Below are 13,439 nucleotides of genomic sequence, written 5' to 3' on the forward strand. Positions count from 1 at the left end.
CGTCACCCAAGTAGGTTGCCGCCCGCCGCGTTCGTGTATCCTGAGCAGGTCTACCCATGGAGAAGGAGCTCAATGAGCTGGTCACGAGGCTGAAGAAAGCGGCGGGCACGAACCTCACTTCGGTCGTGCTCTTCGGCTCCGCGGCCAGCGGACAGTACCAGCCCGGCCACTCCGACCTCAATGTTCTTTGTACTCTCGAGCACCTCGACGGCCGCGCGCTGGAGGCCCTGCGCCCGGCGGTCCAATGGTGGACGGCGAAAGGCAATCCCCAGGTCCTGATGTTCCCCATGGACGAGCTGCGCTGCTCGGCCGACGTCTTTGCCATCGAGCTGCTCGATATCAAGGCCCGCCACAAGGTGCTGTACGGCGAAGATTCCTTTGCCGGCTTGAACGTCCCGATGGACCTCCACCGCGTCGAGGTGGAGCACGAGCTCCGCACCAAGCTGATCCGCCTGCGCCAGGCCTACCTGGAGGTCGCCGGCGATCCCAAGCGGCTGCTCAGTCTGCTTACCGACTCCGTCACTTCGTTCCTCACGCTCTTCCGGCACACGCTGATCGCGCTCGGCGAGGAGCCTCCAGCGCACCGGCACGACGTGCTCGACCGCCTCGCGGCCCGGTTCAGCGTGGATGTCTCGCCCTTTCACGCCGCGCTCGACGTCCGGGAAGGGAAGCGGCGGCCGAAAAACGTCGATGTCACCGCCGTGGCGCGCGCCTACCTGGAAAGCGTGGGCCGCATCACCGACGAGGTGGATCGCTGCGGTTTGAGAGCTTCTTAGAAGAGGAGATGCCATGAGCAAAGGCTGGATCGTCGTTATCGTCCTGGTCCTGATCGCGCTGATCGCCGGCAGCATGTACGTGAGCCGGCGCAATGAGATGGTGCAGAAGCGCGAGACCATCAACGCCGCCTGGGCCCAGGTGGACGTGGTCATCCAGCGCCGCGCCGACCTGATCCCCAACCTGGTGGAGACGGTGAAGGGCATCGCCGCCCAGGAACAGAGTGTCTTCGGGGAGATCGCGCGTGCCCGTTCCGCGCTGCTCAGCGCCAAGACCCCTGCCGACCGCATCGCCGCCAACCAGCAGCTCGATGGCGCCCTGGGCCGCCTGCTGTTGGTCGTCGAAAACTACCCCCAGCTCAAATCCAACGAGAATTTCCTGCGCCTGCAGGATGAGCTGGCCGGCACCGAGAACCGCATCGCGGTGGAGCGCCGCCGCTACAACGAGGCGCTGAAGGATTACAACGCCTATATCGGGCTGTTCCCCAACAATATCGTCGCCGGGATAGCGGGCTTTACCCGCAACGACCGCTACTTCGAGGCCGCGCCCGCCAGCCGCGAGGCGCCCAAGGTGCAGTTCCCCGGGCCTAAGCAGTGATCGGGTTGCGCCGAAGACGAAGCCCGGCATGGCTCGTCTTGCTCGTGTGGATGGTCGCGACCGCCGCCGCCGAGCAGGTCGGCAAGCTCAAGCCTGAAGGCTACGTCAATGATTTCGCCCGGGTCCTGGATGGGCGTACGTCCTCGGACATCTACCAGCTCTGCTCGCTGCTCGACGAGAAGGCCGGCGCCCAGATCGCCGTGGTCACCATCCACAAGCTGGAAGGCATGGAGGCCTCCGACTTCGCCAACCGCCTGTTCAAGCAATGGGGCGTCGGACACAAGGACAACCGCGGCGTCCTCATCCTGCTGGCGGTGGACGACCACAAGTATTGGATCGAGGTCGGCTACGGTCTGGAGCCTATCCTGCCCGACGGCAAGGTGGGCGGCTTCGGCCGCGAGATGGTGCCCTTCCTCAAGCGCGGCGACTACAACAGCGGTGTGCTGCTCTTGACCCAGCGCATCGCCGCGGTCATTGCGAAAGATCGCGGGGTGGCGCTCCCGCCCGAGATTCCAATAGAAACGCCGTCGCGCGCCCCAACCAAGACCGATGAATGGCCCGTGTGGGTCGTCGGCGCTTTCTTCGTGTTATTCGTCTGGCTTGTCGCCGTAATGATCCGTGCCGTTTGGCGCATCTTGGTTTTCTTGATCACTGGTAAACGACCACGTCGGGGATGGTTTGGCCCGTCCCCCAGAAGTACTTGGGTCGGTGGAGCCGGCTGGGGTGGTTGGTCTGGCGGTGGTTTCGGCGGAGGCGGTGGCTTCGGTGGTTTCGGCGGCGGGATGTCGGGCGGCGGCGGCGCCGGCGGAAGCTGGTGAACAGTTCCGACAAAGTAGCCCGCGCGCCCTCGCGCGGGCCGGCGCCTCTTTCGGTGGACGCCCCCGCCTTCGGGCGGGGGCAAGGCAGGGTTAGAAGAATTCTCCAGCCCCTTCAGGGGCGATAGAAAAGCAGGTCCCTCACGGCTGAAGCCGTTCGGGAGGACAATAACTGACCCGCATCGCCTTCCACCTGATAGCTCCCCACAACACCATCTGCGCCGCCAGCGCCCCCGCCACGTCCAGGAACACGTCGCTGACCTCTCCCGTCCGCGAGGGAACAAAGCTCTGATGCACCTCGTCCACGATCGCGGTCGCCAGCACGACGCCCAGTCCGAGCCACGCCCACTTCCAGGCGAAGCCCTGTCTCCTCCCCCGCCAGGCACGGAACCAGACTAGACCCAGGATGCCGTACTCGATGACGTGCGCGCTCTTGCGGGCCAGGAAGTGGAGTGTCGCGAAGGTCTGCCGCTGCACGTGCCCGAACAGGAAGGTGACCACCGCTTCCAGGATGCTGCCGGTGTTCTGGGCGGAGAACGCGTCGCTGGAGGCGTACAGGATCACCGCGGTCCACGCCAGCGCCAGCAGCCAGTAGCGAACGAAGTCTCGGCGCACTATTCCAGCCGGTAGTTCGGCGCCTCGCGGGTGATGATGACGTCGTGCACGTGGCTCTCGCGCAGCCCGGCGCCGCTGATGCGCACGAACCGTGCCTTCTGCTGCAGCTCGGCGATGCTTCCCGCGCCCACGTATCCCATGCCCGAACGCAAGCCGCCGACCAGTTGGTACACCATCACCGCCAGCGTCCCCTTGTAGGGAACACGCCCCTCGATGCCTTCGGGGACCAGCTTGGCCAGCCGGTTCCCATCGGTCTCCTCGACCGCCAGCGCGGCATCGTCGCTGTCGCCCTCCACCGACTGAGCGTAGCGCTCGCTGGAGCCCGCCGACATCGCCGACAGCGAGCCCATCCCGCGGTACGACTTGAAGGAGCGCCCCTGGTAGAGGATGGTCTCGCCCGGGCTCTCGTCGGTCCCGGCGAACAGGGAGCCGATCATCACCGAACTGGCGCCCGCGGCCAGCGCTTTGGTGATGTCGCCGGAGTACTTGATGCCGCCGTCGGCGATCACCGGCACCGACGCCTCCTTGGTCGCGCGGTAGGCCTCGGCGATGGCGGTGATCTGCGGCACGCCCGCGCCAGTGACGATGCGGGTGGTGCAGATCGAGCCCGGTCCGATGCCCACCTTGACGGCGTCGGCGCCGCAGCGCACCAGCTCGCAGGCCCCGTCGAAGGTGCCGACGTTGCCGGCAATCACCTCGACCTCGGGCAGCTTCGATTTGATGGTTCTGATGGCGTCGATCACCCGCGTGGTGTGTCCGTGCGCGCTGTCCACGCACAGGACGTCGGCCTTGGCTTTCACCAACTCCTGCGCCCGCTCCAGGAAATCGCCGGTGGCGCCGACCGCCGCGCCCACCCGTAGCCGCCCCTGCGCATCCTTGGCCGCGCCGGGATACTTCAATTTCTTTTGGATGTCCTTGACCGTGATCAGGCCCTTGAGCGTGTAGTTCTTGTCCACCACCAACAGCTTCTCCACCCGGTGCTGGTGCAGGATCTTCTCCGCATCTTCCAGCGTGGTGCCCACCGGCACGGTGATCAGGTTCTCCTTGGTCATCACCTTGCTGATGGGGATATCGGTGCGGGTCTCGAAGCGCAGGTCGCGGTTGGTGAGGATGCCGACCAGCTTCTTGTTCTTGGTGATGGGCACGCCGGAGATGCGGTACTTGCGCATCACTTCCAGCGCGTCGGAGATCTTCTCGTCGGGCGACATGGTGATCGGGTCCACGATCATGCCGCTCTCCGAGCGCTTCACCTTGTCCACTTCGCTGGCCTGCTCGTCCGGGGAGAGATTGCGGTGGATGATCCCGATGCCGCCCTGCTGGGCCAGGGCGATGGCCAGCCGCGACTCGGTCACCGTGTCCATGGCCGCGCTGATGACCGGGATGTTCAGCGTGATGTTGCGGGTGAGCCGGGTCGAGGTGCTCACCGTCGCCGGAACCACGTCCGACTTGGCAGGCAGCAGCAGGACATCATCGAAGGTGAGTGCCTCGGGCACCGGGAAATGGATCATCGCTCACGCTCTCGCATCGGGATAAACGATTATTGTAACCGCTTCCAGCTTCCCCCGGGCGGCCGCTAGGCGGACTTCTTGCCGCTGCTTTCGAGGCAGGCGTGGATGGCCCCGATCAGGACTTCCGGGCCGGCCCGCAGGGGCACGAACGCGTCCGCCTTCTCGTCCTCTCCCGGCCTGTCCTCGAAGAGCACGATGATCGGCACTGCTGGCTTGAGCGCCCGGAACTGCGCCGCCAGCCCCATGCGCTCTTCCTTGGGGATGGAGTGCCCGAGCACGATCACGTCGATCTCCATGGTCAGGAGGATGTGGATTGCTTCCTCCGGGGTCTTGGGCGAAGAGACGGAGAAGCCGGCGATTGCCAGGGCATCGTTGCGCGCCAGCAGAGTACTGCGCTCGCGGCTGACCGAGAGGATCTTCTTGGTGCTTCCGGATACCACGGCGGCCCCCAAGTCGCAGAAAATGCGGGCCCAGGACGAAACCGGCCCGCGCTGGCGGAGCGCATTATAATCCCCGGCAGCTGTGGAAATGCCGGGGCCGGCGGGTTTGAATTTTGCCCGGCGAGGGCGTATCATAAACCTTTGTTACTGCTGTGTCGGAACACATCAGTGGGCGAGAGCCCACTTTTTATTTGAACCGGCGCGGCGGGGTCCCCGGCGCACGCTTCGCGCGACGGGGTGCAGTGGCGGCGACGGTGGGTCATGGCCCTCGAGATAGACCACATTCGGCAGATCGCGGAGCGGGTGGCAGCTTCGCATGGCCTGGAGGTGGTGGAGGTCGAGTTCCGCGGAGGCGGCAAAGCCCGCATGCTGCGCATCTCTATCGACAAGGTCCAGGGCGTCACCCATCAGGACTGCGAGTCGGTGAGCCGGGAGGTGGGCGCCATCCTCGACGTCGAGGATGCGGTCCCGGGCGGGTCGTACACACTCGAGGTTTCGTCCCCGGGGCTCGACCGGCGGCTGACCAAGCCGGCGGATTACGAGCGCTTCACCGGCAGCCGCCTGAAGGTCCAGACCCGCGAGCCCATCGAGGGCAACCGGTTCTTCGAAGGGCGGCTGGAGAGTTTTCGCGACGGCAGGCTGACGGTCGCGGTCACGCCCACGCGGAAAGAACGGCGGGCCCAGCCCAAGGCGGCGGAAAGAGTATTGGAGATCGAGTTGGCCAACGTGGAGAAGGCCAACCTGGTCCCGGAATTCTAAGGTTGAGACGTTGCTTGCAACGTCTCCAGAGAACGACCCGGAAATCGATTTATGGCCAGTTTGCTGTACCAACAGATCGAAGGCTTGAGCCGCGAGAAGGGGATCGACCCCCAGATCGTGGTCAACGCGGTGGAAGACGCCATTGTGGTGGCCACCCGCAAGTTCTACAAGTCCCAGGAGAACCTGCGCGCCGAGCTCAACAAGGAGACCGGGCAGATCACCGCTTTCGCGGTGAAGACGGTGGTCGAGGCCCCCGAGCAGGTCGAGGATCCCAACCTTCAGATCACCCTGGACGACGCCCGCAAGGTCGATCCCAACGCCGAGGTCGGCGGCGAAGTGCGCTTCTACAAGCCCACCGACGTCCTGGGGCGCATCGCGGCGCAGCTGGCCAAGCAGGTCATCTTCCAGAAGGTGCGCGAGGCCGAGCGCGATACGGTTTACAACGATTACATCGGACGCGTGGGCGAGATCGTCACCGCCACCGTCAAGCGGGTCGAAGGCCCGGACGTGATCTTCGAGCTGGGCAAGACCGAGGCCCGCATGCCGCGCAAGGAGCAGTCGCGGCTGGAGTCGTTCGCCGTCGGCGAGCGCGTGCGGGTGGTCATCTTGCGGGTCGAGAAATCGTCCAAGGGACCGCAGGTCATCGTCTCCCGTGCCGCTCCCGAGCTGGTGCAGCACCTGTTCCAGACCGAAGTGCCCGAGATCTACGACGGCACGGTCGTCATCCGCGCCATCGCCCGCGAAGCCGGCGAGCGCACCAAGATCGCCGTCATGTCCAAGGACAAGGACGTGGACTCGGTCGGCGCCTGCGTCGGCATGAAGGGCATGCGGGTGCAGTCCATCATCCGCGAGCTGCGCGGCGAGAAGATCGACATCATCGAGTTCCACGAGGACCCGGTCACCTTCGCCGAGAAGGCGCTGCAGCCGGCCAAGGTCAGCCGCGTCTCTGTCCTCGATTCCTCCGAGAAGCACCTTGAGGTCATCGTGGATGACACCCAGCTCTCCCTGGCCATCGGCAAGAAGGGGCAGAACGTCCGCCTGGCCGCCAAGCTGCTCGGCTGGAAGATCGACATCAAGAGCGAAGAAGAGAAGCGGCAGGAGGTCGAGCAGCAGATGAGCGCCCTCGTCAACCAGCCGAGCACGCCGCTGGACCGCGTGCCCGACCTGGGTGAGGGCCTGGTCGAGAAGCTCACCGCCGCCGGCATCACCACTGTCGAGGCCCTCGCCGACATGACTCCGGAGCAGCTGGAGGAGATCCCCGGCATCGGCCCCAAGACGGTGGAAAAAATCAGTATCGCGGTCAATAATTACTTTTCTAGCCTGGAAGGCGGAGAGGTCGCTGTCGCCGAGCAGGGAGACCTGGCGGCGCCTGCGGAAGAGGCTGCGCTCGAAGAACAAGCCAGCGAGCCGCTTCCCGAGGGAGAGGCCGCTCCGGAGGAAGCCGCCGGCGTGGCGGGCGACGTCAGCGCGTTGTCGAACGTTGCCGAGGCAGCTCCCGCGGGCGCCGAACTCCAGGCCACCGGTGCCGCCGAGGCGGACGCAACGCACCCGGGTCCGGCGGAGGAGATGGCATCTCCTTCTGAGCCCGAGCCGGAAGAGCAGAAGTCGTAGCATCGAAATCACTCAGGCCTTGCAAGCGGCCGAGATCAACCGACGAGGACCGTGAGGACTTTATGGACTAGCGGGACAAAATCGGAGGAATAGCGGGGCGGATGCAGCAGAAGATTCGTATCAACGATCTGGCGCGGGAACTCGAAGTCAAGTCGAAGGCCATCCTCGACGTGCTTTCCCAGGTCGGCGTCACGGAAAAGAAGACCCACTCGAGCTCCATCGAGGTCGACGAAGCGGAACGGGTACGGCAGTTCTTTGCTGCGCAGCGGCAGGGCACCCCTGCCGCCGAAAAGCGCGCCGCCCGCGGTCCCGCCGAGCCGGAGATCAAGACCAAGTTCGACCTTTCCAAGATCTCCCGCCCCGGTGACGTCCTGAAGGCCATCACCCAGCAGCAGCATCCGGAGGCGGCTCGTCCGCCGCTGGCCCGTCCCACGCCGCCTCCCGCGGCGGTTCCTCCGAAACCAGGGGCTCCGCCCAGCGTCGCCAAGCCGGCTGCACCCGCCGCTGCACCTCCTGCTCCTGTCGCTCCACCGCCGGCCGCTAAGGCTCCGGTAGCGAAGCCTGCCGCGCCACCGCTGGAAGAGCCGCCGGCGCCGGTCGCCGCCGAGCCGGTGGCGCCGCCGCGACGGGTGATTGCTCCGCCGCCGCCGGTCGAAGCGCCGCCTCTGCGCGAGCCGGCTGCCCCGGCTCCGCCCCGCGCCGCCGCGCCGCCGGTTCAGCCCGAGATCGAGGAAGAAGTGGTCATCGAAGAGCCCCAGGCGCCCGCCGTACGGCCCGCCGCGGCCGCGCCCCCGAAAGCGCCGGCGCCGCCCCCGGCATCGCGCCGTGTCATCACGCCGCAGACCGGTCCTCGGCCGGTGTACACCGCCCCGCCGCCGCGTCCGGCTGCGCCGCCTCGTCCACCGACCCCAGGACAACCCATCGCCAGCCGTCCGAGTGCGCAGGGACGTCCCGCGCCCGGACGCCCCGTTCCAGGCCAGCCCATTTTCCAGCGTCCACGTCCCACCGGAGCTCCCGGTGCGCGCCCGCCGCTGCGTCCCGGCGAGCGCAGGCCGATGCATCCGACGCGCGCCATGCCCACCGGCCGCCCGCTCGGCGTCGGTCCCGGTGCGCTGCCGCCCCCGCCCGGCCGTCCCACGGGACGTCCCGGTGGTCCGGCTCGCCGTCCCGGGCAGCGGTATGTTCCGCGCGGGGTGAAAGAAGGCCCGATGAAGGGCTTCGTTCCGCCTCCGCGCCTGGGAGCGCTGAATGCGGCCGAACCCCTGCCCATCACCCGCAGCATCACCATCACCGAAGGCATCAGCGTCAAGGACTTGGCGGAAAAGCTGGGTGTGCGCGCCAAAGACGTCATCGCGCGCTTGCTCGCCCGCGGCGTCTTCGCCAGCATCAATCAGACGCTCGACGCTTCCCTGGCCAACGACATGGCCCGCCAGTTCGGGGCGGAGACCAACGTCATCAGCTTCGAAGAGCAGGCGGCCCAGGAGATGGTCGAAGCCGAGCTGAAGAGCGAAGAGACGACCGGCCTGGTGCCGCGTCCGCCGGTGGTCACCATCATGGGCCACGTGGATCACGGCAAGACCACGCTGCTCGACTCCATCCGCTCCACCGACGTTGCCGGCGGCGAGGCCGGCGGCAACACGCAGCATATCGGCGCCTACAAGGTCCGTATCACCGACGAGAACTCCCCCGCCTTCGGGCGCGAGATCACCTTCCTCGACACCCCCGGCCACGAGGCCTTCACCCGCATGCGCGCCCGCGGCGCCAAGGTCACCGACATCGTGGTGCTGGTGGTCGCCGCCGACGATGGCGTCATGCCGCAGACGCTGGAGGCCATCGACCATGCCAACGCCGCCAAAGTGCCCATCATCGTCGCGGTCAACAAGATCGACAAGCCTGGCGCTCTGCCCGACCGGGTCAAGAAGCAGCTCGGCGACCGCGGCCTGGTCCCCGAGGACTGGGGCGGCAAGACTGTGTTCGTCGACGTCTCCGCCAAGCAGAAGACCAACCTGAACCTGCTGCTGGAGATGATCTGCCTGGTGGCCGACCTGCAGGACTTGAAGGCCAACCCCGAGCGTCCCGCCACCGGCTCCGTGGTCGAAGCCAAGCTCGACCGCGGCCGCGGCGCCGTCGCCACCATCCTGGTGCAGGACGGCACGCTGAGCGCCAGCGACAGCTTCATCGTCGGCAACACCTTCGGCAAGGTGCGCGCCATGTTCGACGACCGCGGCAACCAGCTCGAAGAGGCCGGCCCCTCCAGCGCCGTCGAGATCCTCGGCCTGGAAGGCCTGCCCCACGCCGGCGATCAGCTGGTCGTGGTCGGCGACCGCGCCAGGGCCAAGCAGATGGCGCAATACCGCGAGCAGAAGGCCCGCGAGGCCCAGCTCGCCAAGTCCTCCCGCGTCTCGCTCGAGGGCCTGGCCGAGCAGCTGAAAACCGCCGGCGTCAAGGAACTGCCCATCATCCTCAAGGGCGACGTGCAGGGCTCGGTCGAAGTGCTGGCCGACTCCCTCGCCAAGCTCTCCACCGACAAGGTCAAGATCAAGGTCCTGCACAGTTCGGTCGGCGCCATCACCGAGACCGACGTGCTCCTGGCCTCGGCCTCGAACGCCATCATCATCGGGTTCAACGTCCGGCCCGAGCGCAAAGCGCAGGAGATCGCCGAGCAGGAGAACGTCGACATCCGCCTGCATTCCATCATTTACGAGCTGCAGGACGAGATCAAGAAAGCCATGACCGGCCTGCTCGAGCCGGTGGTCAAGGAGACCTACCAGGGACGCGCTGAGGTCCGCGAGACCTTCCGCATCCCCAAGGTCGGCATGGTGGCCGGCTGTTACGTCAACGATGGCATCATCAAGCGCGACTCCGAAGTCCGCCTGCTGCGCGACAACGTGCAGATCTTCAAAGGCAAGATCAGTTCGCTGCGCCGCTTCAAGGAAGACGCCGCCGAGGTGCGCAACGGGCTGGAGTGCGGCATCGCCATCGCCAACTACAGTGACATCAAGGTCGGCGATGTCATTGAGGCCTTCGTCACCGAGCGCATCGCCGCCGAAGTCCTGGCTTGATCGTTTCAAGTTTCCCGTTTCGCGTTTCGCGCTAACCTAGACCCCGTGAAACGCGAAACGTGAAACGCGAAACATGCCCATCGCCCACCTCACCATCGAACTTCGCATCGAGGGCGCCAAGTCCCTCAAGGACAAGCGCCAAGTCCTGCGCCGCCTGAAGGACCGGCTGCGCCACAGCTTCAACGTCTCCGTGGCCGAGATGGATGCGAGCGACCTGTGGCAGCGCGCTACCGTCGGCGTGGTCGCCATCTCCGATTCCCGCGACTACCTCGAAGGCCTGATGCAGAACGTTGAGCGCTCCGCCGGCGCCATCGCCTCCCGGTCCGGCGCCGAGATCGTCGACACCTTCGTCGACTTCCTCTGACCTTCCTTTGTGCACCGCAGCCTGCCCTGAGGTGAAAGCCGAAGGGTGTCCTTGGTGGTGAGTCTTTTCTTCCCGCAACTCCGTCCTCGCAACTCGCGACTTACTCTGCTATGCTCATGGGTTTTCCTGGGCGAGTCTGACCATGCCGGAGCAGCGCGGCCGCGAACATCACCGTGAGCGCCTGGCCGAGGCCATCCGCGACGAGATCGGGGCCATCCTCGAAGGCGAGCTGGCCGACCCCCGCATCGGGCTGATTACGGTCAGCGAGGTCAAGCTGGCCCCCGACGGCAAGAACGCCCACGTCTTCGTCTCCGCTCTGGAACAGGACGAGACCCAGAGCGAGCAGAGCCTGAAGGGTCTGCAATCGGCGCGGAACTACATCCGCCACGAGCTGGCGCAGCGCTTGGGTTTGCGCACCGCTCCCGAGCTGCGCTTTGTGCTCGACCAGTCCGAACAGTACGGCGGCCGCATCGAGGAGCTCCTGCAGCGCGCTCGCCGCAAGCGCGGCAAGGATTCTGGGACCAAGTCGTGATGTTGGAGAAAGTCTTACGCACGATCGACCAAGGCGGGCGCTTCGTCCTCACCTCGCATGCCCGGCCCGATGGCGATGCCATCGGATCGGTCCTCGCATGCTGCGAGATCCTGAAGAAGATGGGCAAGTCAGCCGAGGTCGTCCTTGCCGACGGCGTCCCCTACATCTACCGCCCTCTGCCGTTCAGCGACACCGTGGTCCACTCGCCCGCCGTGCAGGGACAGTTCGATGCCGCCATCATCCTGGAGTGCGATTCCATCGCCCGCACCCGCCTGCAAGGGCTCGAGGAACGCTTCCTCATCAGCATCGACCACCACCTCAGCGGCAAGCCTTTCGCCCACATCAACTGGATCGATCCCACCGCCTGCGCCACCGCGGAGATGATCTTCCGCCTGGCCCGCGAGGCCGGGGTCAAGATCTCCCCCGAGATCGCCACCTGCCTCTACACCGCGGTGCTGACCGACACCGGTTCGTTCTGCTTCCCCGGGACCAACGAGCGCACCTTTGCCCTGGCACAGGAGCTGGTGCGCGCCGGCGCCGACCCGGTGGCTTGCGCCCACCACGTTTACTTCGCTAATCCCACGTCGAAGATGCGCCTGCTGGGCGCCGCCCTCTCCACCCTGCACCGCGACGGCGACCTGGCCTGGATGTACATCACCCGCGCTGATTTCGACCGCTGTGGCGCCTTCGACGAGGACGCCGAGGGCCTGGTCAATTACGCGCTCAGTATCGCCTCCGTCGAAGTGGCGGTCTTGTTCCGCGAGCTCCCCGAAAGGCGCTTCCGGGTCAGCCTCCGCAGCAAGGGCAAGGTCAACGTCGCCGCCATCGCCGACCGCTTCGGCGGCGGCGGACACGAGTGCGCCAGCGGCTGCGCCCTCGACGGCCCGCTCTCCGTCGCCACCGAGCGCATCCTGGCACAGGTACGCTTCGCCTTTCTCGCCCTTCCCGAGCAATGACGCTCACCTAGGTGGGGTTCCGCGGACCCCGGTCCTGGAGGATCTGGAGCAGCAGCAACCAACGCCGCAGATTACTGGTCACGAGGAAGTTCTCCTTCACATGTTCGCGGCCGTTCTTTCCCAGCTGCCGGGCGATCTCGGGATGGGTGAGCAAGTAGCGGATCTGGTAGGCGCACCCCTCCACAGAATGGACCAGGGCGCCGGTGAGGTTGTGGATCACCTGGTTGGGGATGCCGCCCACCGCGCCGGCGATGGTGGGTTTGCCCTTCCATAGCGCTTCCGTGACGGTGAGGCCGAAACCCTCCCGAAGGGACTTCTGCACGATCAGTGTGGAGGCACGCTGCAGAGCATTGATTTCCAGCGCGCACCAGGGCGGCAAGTCGAGCACCACGATGTCGGGATCGCCGTTCGCCGCGGCCCTCACTTCCTGGAGGACGGCGGCGCCTTCGGGATCGTCGGCTGCGCCGCCCCCGGCCAGCACAAGTTGAAAGTCAACGTACTTCCTGGCCAGCCGGTAGGCTTGGACCACTCCCACCGGGTCCTTGAGCCGGTCGAAGCGTGAAACCTGGGTCACGATCGGCCGGGAGCGGTCGATGCCGCATTCGTCACAGATCTGCTGGACGAAGCTCTCTTCCAGCTCCTTGTTCTTCTCCGAAAGCGGATCGATGCAGGGGTAGAAGAGGTACTGCGGGATGGCCAGCTGGCGCGCAAACGACTGGGACGAGAAGATGGCAGCGTCGTACTGCTCGATCATCGGCCGGAGGAATCCCCACACTTCGGGATGAGGGTTGGAGAGGTCGATGTGGCAACGCCAGATCCAGTGCGCATGCGAGCTCGGTCGGGCGCGCACCAGGGCCGCGGGCTGGGGGTCGTGGATCACCACGAAGTCCTCCTCGAACTGCATGCGCTCCCGGTTCTGTTCGTTGCTCAGGAGGAAGATCTCACGCGCTTCCCGGGTGAGCTGGTATTCACCGCCATGCAGTGCGTTGTGAAACCCCTTGGTGATCTCGAAGAAGTCATTGCCGCCGGTGATGACCTCCCAGCGGGTGGCGATCTCCAGTTCTTGCAACAGCGGGACCAGGTGATGGAGCATCTCGGCGACCCCTCCGCCGACCGCCGTGGAGTTGACCATCTTGACGGTCTTCCCGCGGAGCCCGCCGGCAAGGAATCGCAATTCGTCCAGGACTGGCTTGCCGGTGACCGGCCCGTAGTCATCCAGGCGCGGCGCTGGGGTCGGAAGCGGCGGGACGGGGCAGATGCGGGGGGTCTTGCGGCGCTCCGGCTGGGGGGCAGGCAGGCTCGCTGGAGCCGCTCCCCCCGGCGTGTTCTGACTGCCGGAAGGGGAGGGCTCGAATGGCCTCACCCTATCGCGATTGCGTTCTATGGTCATCTCTCCGGCATTGCTC

13 protein-coding genes are annotated in these 13,439 nt (G+C 66.1%); 9 read left to right on the forward strand and 4 right to left on the reverse strand.

Going from position 1 to position 13,439, the window contains the following annotated elements:
* Nucleotides 1-56 precede the first annotated feature (56 nt).
* Genes VMS96_04845 through VMS96_04855 form a run of 3 tightly spaced genes read left to right on the forward strand, consistent with a single transcriptional unit; the run spans nt 57 to nt 2,189 of the window.
* Nucleotides 57-776 (forward strand): nucleotidyltransferase domain-containing protein, encoded by a 720-nt coding sequence (locus VMS96_04845; GenBank protein ID HVP42733.1) that lies wholly within the window; start codon nt 57-59, stop codon nt 774-776.
* Nucleotides 777-789: 13 nt separating this feature from the next.
* Nucleotides 790-1,371, forward strand: coding sequence for a LemA family protein (locus tag VMS96_04850; GenBank protein HVP42734.1), 582 nt, complete (start codon nt 790-792; stop codon nt 1,369-1,371).
* Nucleotides 1,372-1,421: 50 nt separating this feature from the next.
* A complete protein-coding gene (locus VMS96_04855; protein ID HVP42735.1) occupies nt 1,422-2,189 on the forward strand; it encodes a TPM domain-containing protein in 768 nt (255 codons plus the stop codon).
* Between the two features lie 138 nt (nt 2,190-2,327).
* On the opposite strand, the gene VMS96_04860 is transcribed toward VMS96_04855, so the two are convergent.
* The 3 genes from VMS96_04860 to VMS96_04870 form a co-directional block, all read right to left on the reverse strand.
* Complete coding sequence (locus tag VMS96_04860) at nt 2,328-2,801, reverse strand: VanZ family protein (GenBank protein ID HVP42736.1); 474 nt, start codon at nt 2,799-2,801, stop codon at nt 2,328-2,330.
* Nucleotides 2,801-4,309, reverse strand: a complete 1,509-nt coding sequence (gene guaB, locus VMS96_04865; GenBank protein HVP42737.1) for an IMP dehydrogenase — start codon at nt 4,307-4,309, stop codon at nt 2,801-2,803. Before guaB ends, VMS96_04860 begins: the two co-directional genes overlap by 1 nt.
* A 65-nt stretch (nt 4,310-4,374) precedes the next feature.
* Complete coding sequence (locus VMS96_04870) at nt 4,375-4,749, reverse strand: hypothetical protein (protein HVP42738.1); 375 nt, start codon at nt 4,747-4,749, stop codon at nt 4,375-4,377.
* 261 nt (nt 4,750-5,010) lie between these two features.
* On the opposite strand from VMS96_04870, the gene rimP reads away from it, so the two are divergent.
* From rimP to VMS96_04900, 6 genes are all read left to right on the forward strand, one after another.
* Complete coding sequence (gene rimP / locus VMS96_04875; GenBank protein ID HVP42739.1) at nt 5,011-5,508, forward strand: ribosome maturation factor RimP; 498 nt, start codon at nt 5,011-5,013, stop codon at nt 5,506-5,508.
* 51 nt (nt 5,509-5,559) lie between these two features.
* Complete coding sequence (gene nusA, locus VMS96_04880; GenBank protein HVP42740.1) at nt 5,560-7,119, forward strand: transcription termination factor NusA; 1,560 nt, start codon at nt 5,560-5,562, stop codon at nt 7,117-7,119.
* A gap of 101 nt (nt 7,120-7,220) precedes the next feature.
* Nucleotides 7,221-10,181, forward strand: a complete 2,961-nt coding sequence (infB, locus tag VMS96_04885; GenBank protein HVP42741.1) for a translation initiation factor IF-2 — start codon at nt 7,221-7,223, stop codon at nt 10,179-10,181.
* Nucleotides 10,182-10,254: 73 nt separating this feature from the next.
* Nucleotides 10,255-10,545 carry a DUF503 domain-containing protein gene (locus VMS96_04890; GenBank protein ID HVP42742.1) on the forward strand — a complete coding sequence of 97 codons (291 nt, stop codon included), beginning with the start codon at nt 10,255-10,257 and terminating at the stop codon, nt 10,543-10,545.
* Nucleotides 10,546-10,687: 142 nt separating this feature from the next.
* Complete coding sequence (gene rbfA, locus VMS96_04895) at nt 10,688-11,077, forward strand: 30S ribosome-binding factor RbfA (protein HVP42743.1); 390 nt, start codon at nt 10,688-10,690, stop codon at nt 11,075-11,077.
* Nucleotides 11,077-12,033, forward strand: a complete 957-nt coding sequence (locus VMS96_04900) for a bifunctional oligoribonuclease/PAP phosphatase NrnA (GenBank protein HVP42744.1) — start codon at nt 11,077-11,079, stop codon at nt 12,031-12,033. Before rbfA ends, VMS96_04900 begins: the two co-directional genes overlap by 1 nt.
* Before the next feature lie 7 nt (nt 12,034-12,040).
* Here the strand turns inward: VMS96_04900 and VMS96_04905 are convergent, their stop codons facing one another.
* The gene (locus VMS96_04905) at nt 12,041-13,423 is read right to left on the reverse strand and encodes a glycosyltransferase (protein HVP42745.1); all 1,383 of its coding nucleotides are present in this window, start codon (nt 13,421-13,423) and stop codon (nt 12,041-12,043) included.
* Nucleotides 13,424-13,439: the final 16 nt, after the last annotated feature.

Source organism: Terriglobales bacterium (assembly GCA_035543055.1).
In the GTDB taxonomy this organism is placed as follows: domain Bacteria; phylum Acidobacteriota; class Terriglobia; order Terriglobales; family Acidobacteriaceae; genus JAIQFD01.